Annotated in this window: 17 protein-coding genes; 9 read left to right on the top strand and 8 right to left on the bottom strand. The window is 70.2% G+C overall.

All coding sequences use genetic code 11. The features are described from left to right. Positions 1-176: 176 nt before the first annotated feature. The 3 genes from AB0H42_RS17720 to AB0H42_RS17710 are packed head-to-tail and all read right to left on the bottom strand — an operon-like array spanning position 177 to position 3,271. The gene (locus AB0H42_RS17720; protein WP_357056854.1) at positions 177-1,085 is read right to left on the bottom strand and encodes a polysaccharide deacetylase; all 909 of its coding nucleotides are present in this window, start codon (positions 1,083-1,085) and stop codon (positions 177-179) included. Between the two features lie 4 nt (positions 1,086-1,089). Next, on the bottom strand, positions 1,090-1,842 hold the full coding sequence (locus AB0H42_RS17715; protein ID WP_357056851.1) for a histidine kinase dimerization/phospho-acceptor domain-containing protein: 753 nt from the start codon (positions 1,840-1,842) through the stop codon (positions 1,090-1,092). Between the two features lie 19 nt (positions 1,843-1,861). Further along, on the bottom strand, positions 1,862-3,271 hold the full coding sequence (locus AB0H42_RS17710) for a hypothetical protein (RefSeq protein ID WP_357057007.1): 1,410 nt from the start codon (positions 3,269-3,271) through the stop codon (positions 1,862-1,864). 123 nt (positions 3,272-3,394) lie between these two features. Here AB0H42_RS17710 and AB0H42_RS17705 point away from each other — a divergent pair, with 123 nt between their 5' ends. From AB0H42_RS17705 to AB0H42_RS17695, 3 genes are all read left to right on the top strand, one after another. Then, entirely contained in the window at positions 3,395-4,066 is a 672-nt protein-coding gene (locus AB0H42_RS17705) for a glycosyltransferase family 2 protein (RefSeq protein ID WP_357056848.1), read from the top strand. A 62-nt stretch (positions 4,067-4,128) separates the two neighbouring features. Then, on the top strand, positions 4,129-4,797 hold the full coding sequence (locus tag AB0H42_RS17700) for a DUF2064 domain-containing protein (RefSeq protein WP_357056845.1): 669 nt from the start codon (positions 4,129-4,131) through the stop codon (positions 4,795-4,797). Further along, positions 4,794-5,438 carry a methyltransferase domain-containing protein gene (locus AB0H42_RS17695; protein ID WP_357056842.1) on the top strand — a complete coding sequence of 215 codons (645 nt, stop codon included), beginning with the start codon at positions 4,794-4,796 and terminating at the stop codon, positions 5,436-5,438. Before AB0H42_RS17700 ends, AB0H42_RS17695 begins: the two co-directional genes overlap by 4 nt. Positions 5,439-5,490: 52 nt before the next feature. Here the strand turns inward: AB0H42_RS17695 and AB0H42_RS17690 are convergent, their stop codons facing one another. Further along, complete coding sequence (locus AB0H42_RS17690) at positions 5,491-7,275, bottom strand: cutinase family protein (protein WP_357056839.1); 1,785 nt, start codon at positions 7,273-7,275, stop codon at positions 5,491-5,493. A 102-nt stretch (positions 7,276-7,377) separates the two neighbouring features. After that, entirely contained in the window at positions 7,378-8,970 is a 1,593-nt protein-coding gene (locus tag AB0H42_RS17685; RefSeq protein WP_357056836.1) for a putative glycoside hydrolase, read from the bottom strand. A 118-nt stretch (positions 8,971-9,088) separates the two neighbouring features. On the opposite strand from AB0H42_RS17685, the gene AB0H42_RS17680 reads away from it, so the two are divergent. Further along, positions 9,089-10,108, top strand: a complete 1,020-nt coding sequence (locus AB0H42_RS17680) for a polysaccharide deacetylase family protein (RefSeq protein WP_357056833.1) — start codon at positions 9,089-9,091, stop codon at positions 10,106-10,108. A 123-nt stretch (positions 10,109-10,231) separates the two neighbouring features. Here AB0H42_RS17680 and AB0H42_RS17675 read toward each other — a convergent pair whose 3' ends face one another. Together AB0H42_RS17675 and AB0H42_RS17670 are read right to left on the bottom strand one after the other, a co-directional pair. After that, positions 10,232-10,429 carry a hypothetical protein gene (locus AB0H42_RS17675; RefSeq protein ID WP_357056830.1) on the bottom strand — a complete coding sequence of 66 codons (198 nt, stop codon included), beginning with the start codon at positions 10,427-10,429 and terminating at the stop codon, positions 10,232-10,234. A gap of 113 nt (positions 10,430-10,542) precedes the next feature. Next, positions 10,543-13,176, bottom strand: a complete 2,634-nt coding sequence (locus tag AB0H42_RS17670) for a LuxR C-terminal-related transcriptional regulator (RefSeq protein WP_357056827.1) — start codon at positions 13,174-13,176, stop codon at positions 10,543-10,545. A gap of 221 nt (positions 13,177-13,397) precedes the next feature. On the opposite strand from AB0H42_RS17670, the gene AB0H42_RS17665 reads away from it, so the two are divergent. The 4 genes from AB0H42_RS17665 (at position 13,398) to AB0H42_RS17650 (ending at position 16,167) form a co-directional block, all read left to right on the top strand. Next, positions 13,398-13,772 carry a PLDc N-terminal domain-containing protein gene (locus AB0H42_RS17665; protein WP_357056824.1) on the top strand — a complete coding sequence of 125 codons (375 nt, stop codon included), beginning with the start codon at positions 13,398-13,400 and terminating at the stop codon, positions 13,770-13,772. A 152-nt stretch (positions 13,773-13,924) separates the two neighbouring features. Further along, positions 13,925-14,992, top strand: a complete 1,068-nt coding sequence (locus AB0H42_RS17660) for an AI-2E family transporter (RefSeq protein WP_357057005.1) — start codon at positions 13,925-13,927, stop codon at positions 14,990-14,992. Positions 14,993-15,075: 83 nt separating this feature from the next. Beyond that, positions 15,076-15,501 carry a hypothetical protein gene (locus AB0H42_RS17655; RefSeq protein WP_357056821.1) on the top strand — a complete coding sequence of 142 codons (426 nt, stop codon included), beginning with the start codon at positions 15,076-15,078 and terminating at the stop codon, positions 15,499-15,501. A 9-nt stretch (positions 15,502-15,510) separates the two neighbouring features. Continuing rightward, entirely contained in the window at positions 15,511-16,167 is a 657-nt protein-coding gene (locus AB0H42_RS17650; RefSeq protein WP_357056819.1) for a GAP family protein, read from the top strand. Between the two features lie 187 nt (positions 16,168-16,354). Here AB0H42_RS17650 and AB0H42_RS17645 read toward each other — a convergent pair whose 3' ends face one another. Next, positions 16,355-16,585: a LapA family protein gene (locus AB0H42_RS17645; protein WP_357056816.1), complete on the bottom strand. Its 231-nt coding sequence runs from the start codon at positions 16,583-16,585 to the stop codon at positions 16,355-16,357. A 445-nt stretch (positions 16,586-17,030) separates the two neighbouring features. Here AB0H42_RS17645 and AB0H42_RS17640 point away from each other — a divergent pair, with 445 nt between their 5' ends. Next, positions 17,031-18,854, top strand: a complete 1,824-nt coding sequence (locus tag AB0H42_RS17640; RefSeq protein ID WP_357056813.1) for an alkyl sulfatase dimerization domain-containing protein — start codon at positions 17,031-17,033, stop codon at positions 18,852-18,854. The last annotated feature ends 291 nt before the right edge of the window (positions 18,855-19,145 follow it).

Here is a 19,145-nt window from a genome sequence, read left to right as displayed (position 1 = left end):
CACGTGCTGGTGGGACGCCCCCCATGGTCATCTGTTCCCCTTCGAAGTGATTGCAGTCCAACCTATCCCGAACTGCTCACCGGTGATCGCCGGTTTCGGTCGGCGGCCCTACGATCACCGGCGTGAAGGGCAACCCCCCTGCCACCTTCTCGTCGCCGGGTCACTGGCCGACGCGTTCACCGGCCGACACATTCCGGCCGGTCCGGGCGTTCGAACGGATAGCGCGCCCGGAATTCCGCCGCCGCCTCTGTCATCGTGACGAACTCGACGCCGTCGAAGCCCGCCCAGCGGTCCAGCAGGCGTTCCAGTACGAGCAGTACCTGGGGCCGCCCGGATACGTCGGGATGCAGGGTGACCGGGATGACGGCATAGTCCAGTTCCCGGTACACCCAGTCGAACTGGTCGTTCCACATCTGCTCGATTGCGCGCGGCGCGACGAATCCGTGTGAATTGGGATGTGCCTTGATGAACATCATCGGCGGTAGGTCGTCGACGTACCAGTTGCCGCAGAACTCGACCAGGTCGATCTCGTGTCCGTGCACGAGCGGTTTCATCCAGTGCGCGGCGGGACGGGAGGTGTCGATGGGCGTCCAGGTGTCACCGACGCGGGCGTAGAAGGGAACGAAGTCGTTGTAGTTCTGCGAATGGTCGTAGGAGAACCCGCAGTCGGCGAGGATGGACGCGGTGTGTTCGCTCATCTCCCACCACGGCGCGACATAGCCCAGCGGCCGGTGGCCACTGAGTTGTTCGATGAGCTCCACGCATCTGGACATGACATCGCGTTCCTGCTGGGGTGTGAGCGCCCGCGGATTCTCGTGGCTGTACCCGTGGGCCCCGATCTCGTGCCCCGCCTCGACGCACAGGCGCGCCTGCGCGGGAAAGGTTTCGATGGAATGCCCGGGCCAGAACCAGGTGGTGCGGATACCGCGGCGTTCGAACAGCCGCAGCAGGCGCGGCACCCCGACCTCGCCGGCGAACACTCCCCGCTGCATATCGTTGGGCGAATCCTGCCCGCCGTAGGAACCGAGCCAGCCGGCGCAGGAATCGACGTCGATGCCGAGGGCCACCTGAATCTTCCTGTTCACCGGATCAACACCTTCCGGTGGTCGGTGCCACGCTGTCGTACGGTTCCGGCCGCAAACGCCGGATGCGTCCTGGGGCCGGGTCGTCGGCGGTGCCGGGCCGTGGCGCGGCGAGCCGGTTCGCGGGGGAACCGAGTCCGGTGCGCTCGGCGGTGGCGCAGTGGGCGGCGTAGATATCGTCGATGAGTTCATGCAGGTCCCGAGGTTCGAGCTCGAGCCGCGGGGCGCCCGCCGCGGTCTTCGATATCTCGAAGAGATCGTCGACCATCCGGGACAGCCGCCGGGTCTCCCGGCCGATCCGCTCGGCGTACCGGGCGATATCGGCCGGGTCGGCCACCGCGCTGTGGTCGAGGGCCTCGGTCACGGCCCGGATCCCGCCGAGTGGGGTCCGCAGATCGTGGCTCACCCAGGTCAGCAGGGCGCACCGTGACTGTTCGGCGACATGTACTTGTTCGCGAATCCGGTTATCCCGCGCTCTCCTCCGAGACCATTCCCGGCCCACTAGCACGGCGGCCGGTACGGTGACCGCGGCGACCAGGAGCAATACGAGGGCGGTGCGCCCGAACTCGGCGGTGACCCTCGGCCCGCTCGCCCCGGTCATACCGGCCAGCGCGGCCAGGGTCGGGAGGAGTACCAGTATTACTGCGCTCGCGGTGAGCGAACGATCGCGGAGCACGCCCAGCGCCAGGGCGCCCGCTGCCACCACCGGCAGTGCGCAGGCCAAGGTGTAGCCGATGATCTCCGGCAGGTCATCGAGCACGAGTATGCACATGGATGCCTCACCAATTCGTCAGCAGCAGATGGACCAGCAGCAGGGCCCCGGTGGCCTGGACGGCGAGCCAGGAGCGAACGTGTCCGCGCGGCAGGAACGCCGTCGCCGCGAGCAGCCACATATCGAACGGCAGCCAGATCCGTTCGGTCTCCGCCTTGCTCAACCCGCTGAGGTCGGCGGCGGCGACAGCGCAGACGGCGGCGGCGACCAGCAGCGCGGCCGGATCGAGTGTCCGCAGCCGGGACGGTGCCAGTGCCCGCGTGAGCGCCGCCGCCGTCGCGAGCCCGACCGCGCAGACCGTGGCGGCGAAATTGCCCCACCACCAGTACCCGTACGGGCGAGTGGCGGCGATCCCCTGGTAGTAGCGTTCGACCACCAGGTGATAGCCGTCGAGCCACCAGAATCCGGCAGCCGTGAAACCGGCCACCACGACCAGCGCGCCCAGTACGGCGGGCAGCAGCGGCCGCGCCGTGCGGGCCCCGAGCAGCACCGCGACGGCGAGCAGACCCATCAGGATCAGGCCGTAGTTCAGGTAGATCCCGAAGCCGAACAGCACTCCGGCCGCGAACGCGGCCGGTATCGCGGTCCGGCGGGCCATGGGGGGAGCGGGTCCCGGAACGGGCAGCCGGTCGATCCCGGGCGCGCTCCCGGCGAGGTGGGCGGATCGCGCGCCCGCGGCGACGGCGAGCAGCGCCACCGCCCACGCCGTCACCCCGGCGAAGAGGGCGTCGGCGGATACCGCGATCCAGATGGCCGTCGGAGCGAGCACCAGGAACGGCAGTGCCCGGCGGGCACGGTCCTCGGCGTCCAGGGCGCGCAACGCGACCGCCACCGCGATCGGCGCGCTGCAACCCGCCAGGACGCAGACGATCCCCGCCCAGGTGGATCCACCCAGGCCTATCCGGTCGAGCATGACGAAGAACAGCAGCGCGCCGGGCGGATGGCCGGAGACGTGCGTGGTCCAGGAATCCGGTTGGCCGTCGACGATCCGGTCGGCGAACGAGTCCAGCATCGCCGGGATATCGGTCACTCCGGGTACCTCGGCCGGATACTCGTGGCCGTCGGCCAGCCGCGCGGTGAAACCCCGCCGCCACCCGTCCACCAGGGCGAGTGCGAACACCCACCCCACCGCGGTGAGATAACCGACGGTGAGCAGCCGTCGCCAGGGGAGCCGGTCGGCCAGTGCCGGGCCGCGGGCCACCACGGCCGCCGCCAGCGCCAGTGCCGGGAGAGTGCCCCAGCCGATATGCGGCGACCAGTGGCCGAAAATGGGCGCGGCGGCGGCGAACAGACTGCGCCGCCACGATTCGCCGGCCAGTTGCGGAACGGTGAACGCGACCGCCACCAGCAGCGCCGCGCCCACGGCACCGAGCAGCTCGCCCCGGAACCGGGTGCGGGGGTCGGCGATCTCGATCAGCTCCGGCACAGAGGCCACCCTAGGCCGGTCCGGCCCGGTGGCAGCGCATTCACCAGCATATTCGGACACGACGTCATGGTTTTGTCACCGGATTTTCGCCGCTGTGGGCTTAGCGTGGCACCCATGCCGACAGAGCACCGCGAACCGGCCGGTGTCACCGTGGTGATCCCGTGCCGCAACGAAGCCGAGGCGTTGCCGGCGGTGCTGGCCGCGCTTCCGGCCGGATATCAGGCGATCGTCGTCGACAACGGGTCGATCGACGACACCGCCGCCGTCGCGATCGGATACGGCGCCCGGGTGATCACCGAACCGCGCCCCGGTTACGGGGCCGCGGTACAGGCCGGTATCGCGGCGGCCCGCACCGAACTGGTCGCTGTCCTCGACGGCGACGGCTCGATGGACCCGGGGGAGCTACCCCGGCTGGTGGCAGAGATCCGCGCCGGCGCCGATCTCGCCGTGGGTCGCCGCCGGCCGGTGAGCGGCGGGGTCTGGCCGTGGCACACCCGGCTCGGCAACCGTGTCGTCGCCGGTCGGCTGCGCCGCCGCTACGGGCTGCCGGTGCACGATATAGGCGCCATGCGGGTAGCGGGCCGGGCGCGGCTGGAATCGCTGGGCCGATTGCACGATCGCTTCGGATATCCGCTGGAGCTACTCGTCCGCGCTGCCGCGGCGCAGTGGGACGTGCGCGAGGTCGATATCAGCTACCGGGCGCGGGCCGGTGGGCGGTCGAAGATCTCGGGGACGGCGCGGGGATCACTGCGGGCGACCCGTGATTTCCTGGCGGTCCTGCGGTGAACCGGGCGTCCCGGTCGCCCGCTCCGGGACCGGACGGCGACGGCCGCCCCGGTGGCGCGCCGGTGCCGGTGGCAGTGCTGGTGATGGCCAAGGCGCCGGTCGCCGGATACGCCAAGACCCGGCTGACCCCGCCGCTGACGCCGGTGCAGGCCGCCCGGCTGGCGGCCGCCGCACTGCTGGACACCCTCGACGCGGTGCGTGCCTGCCCGGTCACCCACCGGGTGGTCGCGTTCACCGGCGATCTGGACGCCGCGGAGTTCGGCGGCGAGATAGCGCGGAGCCTGGCCGATTTCGAGGTGGTGCCGCAGCGCGGCCCGGGTTTCGCGGTGCGGCTGGCCAACGCTCACGCCGACACTGCGCGGGCGGGGCTGCCGGTATTGCAGATCGGGATGGACACGCCCCAGCTCGGCCCACGAGTGCTCACCCACGCGGCCCGCACCCTGGCCTCCGGGGCCGACGCGTTGCTGGGCCCCGCCACCGACGGCGGCTGGTGGGGGCTGGGGCTGTCCGATCCGCGGGCCGCCCGGCTGCTCGCCGAGGTGCCCATGTCCACAGCGGCCACCGGCGACCGCACTCGCAGTGTCCTGTGCGCCCACGGATACCGGGTCGGGATACTGCCCGCTTTCACCGATGTCGACCACTACGCCGACGCCCTGCGGGTCGCCGCCGGCTGTTCCGGCCGGTTCGCCGCGGAGGTGGCGGCACTCGGCGCCACGCGGGCCGCCCGGTGATCGGCCGATTCGATCCGGCCCTGACCGGCCACGACTGCTGGATCCGCTCCACCGACGGCGATCGCACCCGGCTACCGACCCGCCGCTGGCTCGGTGGTGCCCGGATCACTGCCGCAGACCGGCAGGTGGATTCGGCCCTGGTCGGGTGTTGTGACGGACCGACGGTCGATCTGGGCTGCGGCCCGGGGCGGTTGGTGGAGGCGCTGTGCCGTCGCGGTGTGATCGCGCTCGGCGTCGATATCTCGCCCACCGCGGTCGCGGTCACCCGCCACCGGGGCGCCCCGGCCGTGGCCCGCGATATCTTCGGGCCGCTGCCCGGCGACGGCCGGTGGCACTACGCGCTATTGGCCGACGGGAACATCGGTATCGGCGGCGACCCACATCGTGTCCTGCGTCGTGTCGACGGCTTGCTCTGTCCGGGCGGCCTGGCCGTTGTCGAATTCTCCGGCCCCGGCACCGGTATCGGTGTCCGGCAGATCCGGCTGGAAACCCGCACCGAGGCCGGGGACTGGTTTCCCTGGGCCGAGGCGGGGATCGATCACGCCGCCGGGCTGGCGGGGGAGACCGGGTTCGATCTGCTCACCACGGCCGATATCGCGGGACGTCATATCGCCTGGCTGCGCAGCGGCACGCGCCGCTGAGCCCGGCGGCGGATCACTTCGCACCGTGGGCCCGGCCCGGTGTGCCGACGAATCAGGCTGCCGGTACGGCCGCGGTGGTGGTTCCCGGCGGGGTCGTGCTCGACCGGGGTGCTTCCGAGCTGCTGTGCACCGCGACCTGCGGGGGCGTGGGGCGGGTCGTCGCCACCGGCGGAGTCGTCGCTTCGGGGGTGGCCACGACGGTACCGGTCTGCGTCGCCTCCGGCGTGGTGGCCGGCGGCTCGGTGGTGGTCCCCGTGGCCGGCGGCGCCGTGGTCGTAGGATCGGCCGTGGTCGTGGGGCCGGTGGTGGTCGGGCCGGTGGTGGTCGGAGTCCCGGTCGCCGGTTGCGTGGTGACCGGGGCGGTCGTCGTCGGCGCGGCCGTGGTGCTGGTGGCCGCCGCGCTGGTCGTGGGATCGGTGGTGGTCTCCGCTGCCGCCCGGTAGGCGTCGTCGAGGTCCTCGGCTGTCGGGGCCGACTTCGTGTCCACCGGTTCGCCGGCCTGCGCCTGCTTCGCCAGATGGGTGAGCCAGGCCGCCGCGTATTCGGCGGAGGTCAGCGTTTTGCCGTTCCCCGGGTCGGCGTCACGCCAGTAGTCGAAGTGGTGACCGGTGGCGTTGGGTCCGAGCGTGAGCTGGTAGGGGTCGGACAGGATCACCGGGATCGTGTTCTGGTTCGTGACGATCAGGCCGACGATCTCGTTGAGGACCTTCTGCGGAAGATAGGCCAGCGGGGACATCTGATCGGTCGAGATGGCATCGGCCGGGGTCGCCGGTGCGGTCGGCGTGCCGGGTTCGTAGGCCGGATCCGAGACCCGCAGCAGCACCTCGAGGAAGGTTTCGTCACTGGCCATCCAGTTGGGCTGCGACTGGATATCGGCCAGTGCCAGCAGCGCGACCCGGCTGAGGACCACCGCGACATCCTGCCCGGTGGCGGGCGTGAGGCCCTCGCGTTCGAGGGCGTCGACATTCATCTGCCGCGCCACATTGACCACCAGTTGCAGTAGCGCGATATTGTCCGGCGCCGCGCAGGTGAGGTCGCCGTCCGAGCAGAAGGAGGCGATCTTGCCGTTCAGCGCGCCGAAATCGCCGCTGGTCCCGGCCACCGCGCCCTGCCCGGGAACGGGATTGCCGCCGTTCTGGTAGAGCTGATCGAAATTGTCCGGGTTGCCGTTCGGGTTCTGGGCGCCGGGGAAGGGGCCGTCGCCCGCCGAGCGGCCGGAGTCGGCGAGGATGACCACACCGGTGACCTTGGCGGGGTCGACGATGGCATAGCCGCCGTCCTGTTGCTCCTGGTGCCCGACTTCCATCGCCACCCGCCGCACCACATCGGCGCCCTCGCTGTACCCGACGATCGCGAACTGCGTATCCGGGCAGGCTTGGGCGATCTCCCGCATTACCTGCCGGGTGTTGGCGACACCGGTGGTGACGGCGTCCTCGTAGGTGGCCATGTCCGCGGGGTAGGCGATGTAGACGGCGGCATACGAGCCGGGGTCCACATCATCGGCGGGCGCGTTGACCACCGGGTCGACCCATTCGCTGCTGTGGTCGCCGGACAGCGCCGCGGGCAGCGGGTTGCCGTTGGCGTCCACCAGCAGTTTCGTGGTGCCCTGGGCCGGTGTGTCGCCGCGGCCGGCGACCGAGATGGTGACCATATCGTGGCATTCGGTGACCGACGCCTTCAGCTGCGTCTCGGCCTGCTGGGCCGGTGTGGTCACCGAGTAGCTCGCGGCCACCGCCGCCACCACGCCGAGCGTGGCGGGGGCCGCGATCGCCGCGGCGAGCCGGTGCTGCGTCAGGTAGGTGCGGGCGCGCACCAGGTGATCACTTCGGAAAGCCATGTCCCGAGCTCCATTCGACTACTGGTAAATGGACGGACAGGCCCCCCGACGGGCCATTGCGTCACCGGACAAGTCGCGGCCCGGGGGTGCGGCGTTACGGACTCACTTCGGGTCCAGTGCCCCCTGGTGATAGGACACCGACGGATTCCACAGGAAAAAACTGTCTATACCGGTTCGGTAGGTCGCGTCGATCTGTGCTCTGACCTGGGTATCTCCATAGTCCGCCCCGAGGCTGAAGTCCTGCAGCCACGGGATCACCTTCGCGTTCGTGCCCTTGGTCACGGTCTGGAAATCACGGAGCGCGGCCGCCACGATGTCGTAGGGCTGGTTGTTCGGATCGGCGACACCGTACTCCCCGGTGTTCCAGTGCGAGGGGTAGATCATCGGCGCCACGAAATCCACCTGTTCCGCGATGAGCGGGATGTCCTGGGCGATCTGGTCGGGCCGGGAGGCGGCGATACCGTAGACCGCCGCGCTGAGATGGGCACCGGCGGTGTGCACCGGCTCCCGGGCCTGTTTCAGGAACCCGGCGACGGCGCGGGTCGCCGGTCCGGTGAGCCCGGGGAACCTCATACTGGACAGACTGCCGTCGGGCCGGCGGACATAGTCGTACATGACTCCGTCGAAGCCCAGCTCGGCGGCCTCGACGGCGAGCGCGATGTTGTAGGCCCGTACCTCGGGATGGGCGAAATTGGTGAAGGCGATGGCGCCGTAGTGGCTGGAATAGGGTTGACCGGCCGGGTTCTGCACCACCCAGTCGGGCCGCTGGTTGTGCCAGGCCCAGCCGGCCAGGGTGGGGTCACGGAAGGCGACGATCCGGCCGACCACCTGCACCCCCATATCGTGCAGCTGCCGCAGCGCGTCGCCGGCCCGGTAGATCGGGGTGGCGGCGCCGGTGCTGCGGGCCAGCGGGACCCGCGAGTCGTAGCCGACGACGCCGTCCTCGTCCTTGATATCGAGCTGGACGGTATCGATCCGGCCCTGCCGGGCCATATCCAGCACCGATTCGCGCATCCCGTCGTGCGACCAGGCATGGGCGGTGACGTGCACCGCGCGCATCCGCGGCAGCTCGATTCCCGCGGCCAGCGGCCGGCTCGTCTCGTTACCCGCCGCGTCGACGGCGACCACCGCGGCACCGGAAGGATGATGCGGCAGCTCGGTCTCGAAGCTGCCGTCGGGTCCGGGGGTGACCTGCCGGGTGCCGATCGAGACGCGCACGGCGTCGGGCGCCCGCCCCCGCACCGTGACGGGGTCGCGGTAGGAGCCCACGGCCGGCGGTGGCGCCACGTCCAGCGCCGGGACGGTGGTGTCGACGGTGAAGGTCGCCGACGCGGCGGGTTCGTCGCGCCACCACCCGAGCGCCCCACCGGCCGGGAGTCGCGCGGTGAATGTGTGCTCGCCGTCGGTCAGGCCCTCCGGGTGATAGAGCACCGTATCGCCCTCCACCCGGCCGGTGACCGCTCCGCCGTCCACGGCGAGTTCCACCGCCCGCGGGTCGTGCCCGGTGGCATCCACCCGCAGCACCAGGTCTTTCAGAGTGGCGGCACCGACCGGACCCGGTGGTAGGCCGCTCAGCGGTAGTGCGGGTGCCGGCGACCGGCCGGCTCCGACGCCGACCGCGACCAGCAGGACTGCCAGGACAACACCGAAGGCCGAGACCACCAACCGTTTACGATCGGCGTCCCGGAACCGCATGAGCACAACGCATCAACTCCCACGAACACTGTCCCGTCAATATGGACAGATCGCGCCCCGCTCAATCGCTTTCCCGGAGACGGAACGTAAATTGTTGCCGGCACGTAACATTCGGACGATGGTGCGGTTCCCGGGAGCAGTTGTACGGGCAGTCGTGGCGGCGATGGTGTGCGCGGCGGCCGCGGCCTGCGGGGGAACACCCGCTGCGCAACCGCCGCAGACCACCCCGGCGGTCCCTCCGCCGCCGGCGGTGACCACCCCGCCCCCGCCGGACCCGGCGGCTGTCGGCGCCGACGAACTCGGGATGGTCCCGATCCTGATGTATCACCAGCTCTCGCCACGGCCGGGCGGCGAATACGACCAGACGCCCGCCGAGTTCCGCGCCGAACTCGACCGGCTGTACCGGGAGGGATACCGGCCGATCACCGCCGCGCAGTACGCCGCGGGCGCAGTGGACATCCCGGCGGGAACCCATCCTGTGGTGCTCACCTTCGACGACTCCACCACCAGCCAGCTGCGGTTCACCCCCGACGGCGTGCCCGCTCCGGATTGCGCGGTGGCCGTCCTGGAGGAATTCGCGGCCCGGCACCCGGACTTCCCCGCCCGCGCCACCTTCTACGTCACCGACGATCCCTTCGGCGGTGATCCGCGCGCCCTGCCGTGGCTGGCCCGCCACGGCTACGAGATCGGCGCGCACACCGCGACCCACCCGGACCTCGGCTCCCTGGATGCCGCGGGCGTGCAGCGGGAACTGGCGCAGAACGTACGGACCATCGGGGCCGCCGCCCCGGGTACCGAGGTGCGCACCATGGCCCTGCCGCTGGGCTCGGCCCCGGCCGATCCCGCTCTCGCTCTCGCGGGGAGCTGGGACGGTACCGGGTACCGGTTCGAGGCCGCGATGCTGGTCGGGGCGAACCCCGCCCCCTCACCGTTCGGCGCGGTGGACCCCGCCGCGGTGCCGCGGATCCGGTCCGGTCTCGGGCGGGTGCCGTTCGATTCCGCCTACTGGCTCGACGAACTCGCGGCGAATCCGGAGTCACGCTTCACCTCCGACGGCGACCCGCGGCGGATCTCGTTCCCCCGTGCCGCGGCCGGTGATCTCGCCCCGCGCTGGGCCGAGCGGGCCGCCCCGTACTGACGGGTGGTGAGTGCACCGCACCACGACCGGTTACCCCGGGCGCTCAGGTTCGCGCCGACCTCGGTGGCGATGAACAGCGACTCCGGGTAGGGGTGCAGTGCCTCGCGGATCCCGGCCGGCCCCTCAGTCGGGGAGCCGGCGCATCTCCAGCACGGTGAGCCCGAGATTGTCGATCCGGGCCAGGACGGCGCGAACCCCGGTCGGATCGGCGACCGCGCCCGATAGCACCGTGGTGCCGTGGTCCCGGTCGCCGTCGAGTTCCGGGAAGGCGGCCAGCGCGCGTTCGGAGAGTTCGCCGTCGATGGTGAACTGGTATCGCATCGCCGTCTCCTGACTTCCGGACCGGTTCGACGGCGGTGCCGTCGCAGCGTATTCGAGTGTGCGCCGGTCGCGCGGTGTGACACATCGTCCGCACCGGGTGAACCCGGCCCGCGTCAGAGCAGACCGGTGCGACGCGCCTCTTGCAGGGTTTCCATCCGGGAGCTGGTGCCGAGTTTCGCGTAGATCCCGCGCAGATGGGTTTTCACAGTGTTGATGGATACGCCGAGGTCGTCGGCGATGTGCTGGGTGGTCCGGCCGGAGGGCAGCTGGCGCAGGATCGTCAGCTCCGTCGCGGTGAGCGCGGGATGGTCTGCCCGCCGGCGGGCCTGATGGCCGGCGCGCACCGAATCGGCGAACGCGCTGCGGTGCCCGAAGCAGCCCGCGTAGTAGTCGAGCAGTTCGATGGTGCCCGGAACGTCGAAGAACGGCCGGGTGATCCGGTGGGTGGCGGCGATGCACAGGCCGTTGTCCACGGCTTCGCGGGTTTTGGAATCATTGCCCAGCTGGTGGTGGGCGCGGGCATAGAGCAGCCAGCCGGTCAGCTGGGTGACCGGGTGCAGGTTCGGGGTGGCCGTCAGCAGCGGTTCGACCTGGAGCACGACACCGTGATGGTTACCGGAGGCCGCGGTGAGGGCGGCGCCGGACAGCACGGTATCGGGGGTGCGGCCCAGCACGGTGCGGGCGCGTTCGGTGAGATGCTGCGCGGTGGCGGTTTCCCCCGCCTCCAGCAGTGCCCATACCGCGGCACCGACCAGGCCCCCGCTGAGTGCGGGCGGCGGATCGGCGTCCAGCAGCCGGCCGATGCTGCGGCGCAGCCGTTCCGCGGCGGCGCCCCGGTCGGCCGCGTGCCGGCAGTCCAGCAGACTGCCCACCACATGCGGGAGCCAGCCGGCCACCGGCCCCGGCGTCCCGTCGCGCCGGATGTGCTCGGCGCACAGGATCCGGATGTGCCCGGGCTGCGGTTCGGTGCCCTGCAGATAGGCGCCGTAGGCCTCCAGCGCGGTGGCGTGCACGGTTTCCGGCAGGTCCAGCAGATCGTGATCGCGGGCGATGGCGCAGGCCCGTTCGGCGCGCTGGCGCATGGTCGTGATCGATCCGGCCAGGCCCGCGGTGACCGCGAGCCGGGTCACCGCGATGAGCCGGAGCCGGGGATGGCAGCGGGACCGGGTGCGGCTCAGCGCGATCCGTAGTCGTTCCTCGCCGCGGGCCAGCTCGCCGCGCAATGCCAGCGCCGTCCCGGTGGTCACCGCGAGATAGCCGTCGAGGTCGGGCCGGTCGGCGGGCGGCATCCGGTCGGGGAACACGCCGGTTTCGGTGGCGCTTCCCGTCGCCACCGCCAGTTCCGCGTCCACCGCGGTGGCCAGCGCCTCGAGCCGGTGCGGTCCCGCCAGCGAGAGCGGGTCGTCGTCGGCGAGCAGCCGGGCACTGTCGCGGTAGGCCTGCGCCGAACCGCTGTCCCCATGCAGCAGCGCATCGGTGACCTGTAGCAATCGCAGATACGGGTCGGCCAGGACATCGGGGGCGGTATCGGCCAGCGAATCGAACAGTGCCGCACCGTCGCCGGCGAACACCAGAGCCAGCGCGTGCTCGGCGAGGAAGCCGGCCAGCGGCCGGTGATCGGCCACCGTGAGCAGATGGGGCAGCGCGGCGCGCAGTTCCCCGGCCGACATCAGCTGACGCGCGGCGCGCAGCCGCAGATCCGAGCACAGGTCGGTGCCGAGCCGGTTCGCTTCGGCGAGGAAGTACGCACGCAACATCGGATGGTAGGTGTGCCAGACCTTGCCGCCCCGCGTCAGCGAGGTCATCGGGAAGTTGATCCGGTCCAGCTCGTAGAGCCAGTGCGCCGACCCGCCCCCCACCATGGCGTCGGCGAGTTCCTCGGTGAACTCCTCCGCGATGCTGGTGCAGGTCAGAAACTGGCGCAGCGTCGGGGAGAGGGTGTCGATGAGTTCGCCCACCAGCAGGTCGGTGAACGCGTGCGGCGGCCGGGCGAGCGCGGTCAGGGCGTCGCGGTGCGCGCCGTCGTGGGCGGCGAGATAGATCGCCGCGATCCGGACCAGCGCGGCCCAGCCCTGGGTGAGCGACATCAGCGTGCCCAGCGACTCCGGGTCCAGCGCGCAACCGTGTTCGGCGCACAGGCCGGCGGCCTCCTCCGGCGACAGCGCCAGTTCCGGGCCGCTCCACCGGGTCAGCCGGGAGTGCAGTTCCAGTAGATGCCACCGGATCGGGGGCTCGAACCGCGCGCACACCACGGTCGTCACCGTCGGCGGCGCGTACTGCAGGAAGTATTCGAGCCCGGCCAGCGCGAGCGGGTCGGTGATCAGGTGGGCGTCGTCGATCACCAGGACGGTGGGCGCGCCCTCGTCGGCGAGCGCGGCGATCACCGCCTCGGCCTCACCGACTCCCGCCGCGGGCTGTCCGGCGCCCGGCCCGGAACTGCCCAGACGGGCGCGCAGCTCCGGCCACAGCGCGGTCTGCTCACGGATCGTGACCCAGGCGATCCGCGTGTCGTGATGGGAGCGGGGCAGTCGGCGTGCGGCCCAGTCCGCGACGGCCACGGTTTTGCCGATCCCCACCGCGCCGCAGATCAGCAGGACACCGCCGTTGCCGCTGTCGGCCACGGTGTCCAGCACCGAGTGCAAACGTGGCCGGGACACCGGTGTGAAGGGCAGTATCGGGATGGGCGAGCGGGCCCGGGCCCGCGATACCGGGCGACCCGTCAGATCCAGTGTTGGCGAAGTGGTCACGGTGCCTCCCGAAGACGTCGTCCGAAACAGCACTAGCACGCACTCGGCCGCAGCCTACCGGAGCTGCGAGGGCTCCCAGCGGGTCGTGAACCAACCTGTTACCAGGGCGTATCCGGTCGAAATCATCCGCAGCGGGTGAGCCGGTCGGTCCGGCGGCAGCCATAGCGTGGACCGGTCGCCGGCACCGGGGACCCTGTATCCGAAAGCGAGCGAGGTGGGCCATGTCCTTCTGGGAAGTGCTCTGGCTGATCGTGGTGAGTTTCGCGTTCGTCGCCTATCTGCTGCTGCTCTTCTACATCATCGGTGATCTGTTCCGGGACAAGCAGACCTCGGGTTGGGTGAAGGCGATCTGGGTGGTGCTGCTGATCGTGCTGCCGCTACTGACCTCTCTGGTGTACTCGATCGTGCGCGGCCGGGGCATGACCGAACGCGCGGCCGTGGAAGCCGAGCAGGTCGAGGCGGCGCAGAAGAAGTACATCCAGCAGACCGCCGGTACCAGTCCGGCCGCCCAGATCTCCGAGGCGAAGCGGCTGCCGGCCGAGGGCACGATCACCGAGAGCGAATTCGAACGGCTCGAGGCCAAGGCCATGTCGTGAGCGAACCCGCGCCGGGGTCCGGCGATCCCGTCTCGAAGGACTCCGGGCCGGGCCCGGAGGGTGCGGGCTCGGGATCCGAGGGGCCGGAGCCGGCGCCGGGACCGGACGGCGCCGCGCGGGCACCGGAAAGCTCTCGCCCGGCGCAGTGGGCGATCCCCCGTGGCCTGATCGTGCTGCTCGTCGCGGCGGCCACGGTGGTGGCCGTCACCGGAGCGAAGGCGTTCTCCGGTGTGCTCGGCCCGGTATTCCTGGCGCTGATGTTCGCTATTGCGGCGCAGCCTATCCAGACTCGGCTGCAGCGCCGCGGCAGACCGGCCTGGATGGGGATGATCGCGGCCCTGGCGGTGGTGTATCTGGTGCTCCTGGGCCTGGTCGGTGCGTTGGCTTTGTCGGGCGCGCAGCTGGCCACCGCGCTCCCGGACTATGCCGACCAGTTCTCCGCCCTGTTCGATCAGGTCCGCTCGCTGCTGGAACGGTTCGACGTGGACCAGGACCGGATCCAGCAGGCGTTGAGCGGTTTCGACTTCGGCAAACTGGTCGAGGTGCTCGAGGGCGCGCTGCGCGAACTCGCCGGCGTTTTCTCCAACCTGCTGTTCGTGCTGGCCCTGCTGCTGTTCATGGCATTCGACGGGATGACCATCGGCCGCCGGATGACCGTGGTGGCCGGAATGCGGCCCGATATCTCGCACGCGCTGGGCACCTTCGCCGCCGGCACCCGCAAATACCTGATCGTCTCGACGGTGTTCGGGCTCATCGTGGCGGTACTCGACGGTGTGGCGCTGTGGTTGCTCGCAGTCCCGTTCCCGGTGCTGTGGGGACTGTTGTCGTTCATCACCAACTACATCCCGAACATCGGATTCGTGATCGGGCTGATCCCGCCCGCGCTGCTGGCCCTGCTCGACGGTGGTTTCTCGCGGATGGTGTGGGTGATCGTGCTCTACTGCGTGTTCAACGTGGTGGTGCAGTCGGTGATCCAGCCGAAGTTCGTGGGTGACGCGGTCGGTCTGAGTGTCACGGTCACCTTCCTCTCCCTGGTGTTCTGGTCCTGGGTGCTGGGCGCCCTCGGGGCGCTGCTGGCCATTCCGCTCACGCTGCTGGCCAAGGCGCTGCTGTTCGATATCGACCCGTCGACCCGGTGGATGGACGTACTCATCAGTGACCGGGCGCCACCCGACACCGAACCGGACGACGAGGCACCGGCCGCCGGCCCGGCGGCGTGACCCCGTTTCACCCGTGACGGGTGAGGTGAATCCGTCGCGCCCACGCGAGAGTCGACGCACACCTGCGCTCGGAAGGAGTGGAGATGACAACTGCCCGGGAGCCGATGACGAGCACTTCCGGCCCGTCCCCGGTACGGCAGGGCGTCGCGGCCGGTACCTCGATCGCCGCGGCGATTCTGCTGCTGACCGTCGGCGCGCTGTCGGTACTGGAAGGAATCGCCGCCGTCGCCGAGGACGGATTGTTCGTCGTCGGCGTGAACTACGCCTACGAATTCGATATCACGACCTGGGGCTGGATCCATCTCGTCCTCGGGATCGTGCTGATCATCAGCGCGCTCGGCCTGCTCACGGGGACGGCCTGGGGTCGCGGCCTGGCGATCGGTATCGCCGCGCTGTCGATCCTGGCCAATTTCCTGTGGCTGCCCTACTACCCGTGGTGGTCGGTCCTGATCATCGCTTTGAACATCGTCGTGATCTGGGCGATCGCGACCTGGCGGCCGCAGACCTGAGACCCGCGCGTGGTGGTCCTGGGTGATCTGCTTCCGTTGGCGGTGGGAGTGGCGATCTCTCCGATTCCGATCGTGGTGGCGATTCTGATGCTCCTGTCGAAGAACGCGTCCGCGGCGGTGGGCGGTTTCGCCACCGGTTGGACCGCGGGCATCCTGCTCGCGACCGTCGTCTTCGCCGTGCTCGCCGCCGCGGTCGGGTTGTCCGCCGACTCCGAACCCGGGGCGGCCGCGGCGTGGGTGAAGATCGTGCTGGGGCTGCTGTTGCTGGCGGTGGCTCTCGTGCAGTGGCGTCGCCGTGCCGATACCGTCCCACCCGGGTGGATGCGGAGTATCGATTCCCTGACTGCCGGGAAGGCCGTACTGCTCGGAGCGGCTCTCGCGGCGGCCAACCCGAAGAATTTGCTGCTGTGCGCGTCGGCGGGGGTGGCGGTGGGGGCGAGCGGGACGGCGGTAGCGGCCCAGATCGTGGCCGTGGTCGTGTTCACGGTGCTCGCCGCGGCCAGTGTCCTCGGCGTCGTGGTCGGGTACACCGTCGCGGCGGATCGGCTGCGCGGCGCGCTGGACCGCAGCCGGGCCTGGCTCGAGGACAACAACCATGTGGTCATGGCGATGATGCTGCTGGTGATGGGCGCCGTCGTGCTGGGCAAGGGGATCGGTGGCCTGTGACGAACTCGGCGACTTCGGCATCCGGGCACTCCGGAGTGGCGAGTGCGCTGTTCCCCTCGTTGCACGGGTACCGGCGGTCGTGGCTGCGGCCGATCCGGATCCGGGCGTACCCCACCGTCGCGGCGGCGGTGGGGGAGCAGACACCGCCACACCGCGACCCCTCCGAAGAGGATCGGTGACGCCGGTGTCAGCGCCGGCCGCGGCGGCGGATCAACAGCCCGGTCACCAGCCCGATCAGGAACATGACCAGCAGGATCAGCCACATCGGCGAACTCACGGTGATGGGCAAGAATTTGATCTCCACATGGTCGCGGTTCTCGACGACGAAGATCACGGCGATGACGGTCAGAGCCAGGGCCAGCCACTGGTTCACGGTGATCCGGGACAGCAGCGACGGCTTGGGTTCGCGGTCGGTCATCACATCCTCCGGTGGGCAGTCGGTCGCGACACTGTGCAGTCTCCGCCGCGGCCGGGCCGCGAGCATCATCCGCCGGGGATGACCCGGCGTCGATCGACGTTCACCTCACCCGGGGCGGCGCGGCGACCGCAGCACACGCGGGCGGCGCGCTGGACATCAGCACGTGTCGTGGCGCGGCGGATACACCCGTTCGCTTTCCGGCTCGGTGCATCGAGTGTGACCGTCGGGCCTGCTCGCCGACTTCCCACTCCCGCCCCGCGGGTCCCGCGGCCCTCCGGTGCGCTGAGCGGGCAGTTCACCCGTCGTAGGTGATACAGCGGGTGACTGCGGGTGCCTAGCGTGGTATTCCGGTGCGCCGACATCGCTGTTCGAGCGCGGACCCGCGCGGCGGCGGAACTCGGCCGCGCCGGAACCCGAGAGCCGGCCGACAGATCGCGAGGTAACGATGACCACGGAACTGGACTTCGACGACACCGCCGACTTCGGCAACGCGATGCGCGGGTTCATGGCCGAACTCGATCCGCCGGTGGTGACGGCCGCGGACGGCTCGGTGGTCTACGACATCGGCGCCTACGAATTCCTCGACGGCGACTGCCCGGACACCGCGGACCCCAGTCTGTGGCGGCAGGGGCAGTTGTGCAGCAAACAGGGGCTGTTCGAGGTGACCGAGGGCATCTACCAGGTCCGGAATCTGGATCTGTCGAATATGACGCTGGTCGAAGGACGCGACGGTGTCATCGTGATCGATCCCTTGCTGTCGGAGGAGACCGCGGCCGCGGGCCTGGCCCTGTACCGCGCGCAACGCGGTGACCGGCCGGTCACCGGCATGATCTATACCCATTCGCACGCGGACCATTTCGCCGGCGCCCGGGCGGCGGTGCCGGCCGGTCATCCGCCGGTGCCCATCCTGGCGCCCGCCGGATTCCTGGAACACGCGGTGAGCGAGAACGTGTACGCCGGCAATGCCATGAACCGCCGGGCCGTCTTCATGTACGGGGCAGTGCTTCCGAAGGCGCCCGACGGTCAGATCGGTGCCGGACTGGGTATGACGACCTCCACCGGGACCATCACCCTGATCCCGCCCACCGTAGACATCACGCGCACCGGGCAGGAAGAGGAGATCGACGGGGTCCGGATGGTGTTCCAGCTGACCCCGGGCACCGAGGCCCCGGCCGAGATGAACTTCCTGTTCCCCGATCGGCGCGCACTCTGTATGGCCGAGAACGCGACCCACAATATGCACAATGTGCTGACCCTGCGCGGCGCGGTGGTCCGCGATTCCCGGGTCTGGGCACAGTATCTCGACGAGGCCATCGCCCGGTTCGGCGACAAGGCCGATGTGGCGTTCGCCTCGCACCACTGGCCCACCTGGGGCCGGGAGCACTGGACCACCTGGCTGGCGAACCAGCGCGATATGTACGCCTACCTCCACGATCAGACGCTGCGCCTGACCAACGCGGGCTACACCGGGCCGGAGATCGCGGAACGGTTCGAATTCCCGCCCGAGCTCGACAAGGTCTGGGCGAACCGCGGGTACTACGGTTCCACCAGCCACAACGTCAAAGCCATCTACCAGCGGTACATGGGCTGGTACGACGGTAATCCGGCGCATCTGTGGGAGCATCCGCCGGTCGCGCTGGCGCAGCGGTATGTGGCCGACTACGGCGGGATCGAGGCGCTCGTCGCCAAGGGGCGGGAATACGCCGATGCCGATGACCTCCGGTTCGCGGCCACCTTGCTCAACCACGCCGTGTTCGCCGAACCCGGCCACGAGGGTGCCAAGGAGACACTGGCACAGGTCTACGACCGGCTCGGCCACGGCGCCGAGAACGGCACCTGGCGCAACTTCTATCTGACGGGCGCCCAGGAACTGCGGAAGGGCCCGACTCCGACCCCGATCCAATCGGCGAGCCCCGAGATGATGACCGCGCTGACACCGGAGATGATCATCGACTCCCTCGCGGTCCGGATCGACGGCCTGCGCGCCGCCGCGACCGGTTTCACCATGGACTGGGAACTGACCGACGAGGACGCCGTCCACCGCCTCACCCTGTCCCACGGCGCGCTCACCCATCGCGCCCTCACACCCGACGCGCCCGCTGTCGGGTCCGCGGATCTCACGCTGACGCTCACCAAGGAACAGCTGCTGAACGCGGTGAGCGGGACAGGATTCGACGGTGTGACGATCACCGGTGACCGGAGCCTGATCGACACGTTCATCGGGTTGCTGGACGCTCCGGATCCACAGTTCCCGATCGTCACGCCCTGAGCCGCGGCGCCCCGGGACCGACCGGACCACGGTCGGCGCCCCGGGTACCGACCGTGGTCGCCGGCTTCCGGTTGCCCCGCCGAACGGGCCACGGTGAAGACCTTCCGGTGGCCACCACCCGGGGTTCCGGTAGTAACCGCCGAAAAACCAACGGATATGGCGTAGCCGCAGCTGACCGCCGGTGAGGCCCGGTTCGGCCTGCGGCAGACCTGTGACCCCGAGTTCTTCTTGACTGATGTCCAAGAAGCCGTTACCGTAACCGCGACCTGCTTCTTGGATGGCGTCCAAGAA

Origin of the sequence: Nocardia sp. NPDC050799 (assembly GCF_040654015.1) — a bacterium.
Classification (GTDB): domain Bacteria; phylum Actinomycetota; class Actinomycetes; order Mycobacteriales; family Mycobacteriaceae; genus Nocardia.
Note: the sequence above shows the minus strand (reverse complement) of the source record. Positions and strands in the feature narration are given on the sequence as shown.

What these genes read in the sequence shown, in the direction of transcription:
- AB0H42_RS17705 (WP_357056848.1), top strand. Translation starts at nt 3,395, where the DNA reads ATGCCGACAGAGCACCGCGAACCGGCCGGTGTCACCGTGGTGATCCCG.
- AB0H42_RS17690 (WP_357056839.1), bottom strand. Translation starts at nt 7,275, where the DNA reads ATGGCTTTCCGAAGTGATCACCTGGTGCGCGCCCGCACCTACCTGACG.
- AB0H42_RS17685 (WP_357056836.1), bottom strand. Translation starts at nt 8,970, where the DNA reads ATGCGGTTCCGGGACGCCGATCGTAAACGGTTGGTGGTCTCGGCCTTC.
- AB0H42_RS17680 (WP_357056833.1), top strand. Translation starts at nt 9,089, where the DNA reads ATGGTGCGGTTCCCGGGAGCAGTTGTACGGGCAGTCGTGGCGGCGATG.
- AB0H42_RS17675 (WP_357056830.1), bottom strand. Translation starts at nt 10,429, where the DNA reads ATGCGATACCAGTTCACCATCGACGGCGAACTCTCCGAACGCGCGCTG.
- AB0H42_RS17665 (WP_357056824.1), top strand. Translation starts at nt 13,398, where the DNA reads ATGTCCTTCTGGGAAGTGCTCTGGCTGATCGTGGTGAGTTTCGCGTTC.
- AB0H42_RS17655 (WP_357056821.1), top strand. Translation starts at nt 15,076, where the DNA reads ATGACAACTGCCCGGGAGCCGATGACGAGCACTTCCGGCCCGTCCCCG.
- AB0H42_RS17645 (WP_357056816.1), bottom strand. Translation starts at nt 16,585, where the DNA reads ATGACCGACCGCGAACCCAAGCCGTCGCTGCTGTCCCGGATCACCGTG.
- AB0H42_RS17640 (WP_357056813.1), top strand. Translation starts at nt 17,031, where the DNA reads ATGACCACGGAACTGGACTTCGACGACACCGCCGACTTCGGCAACGCG.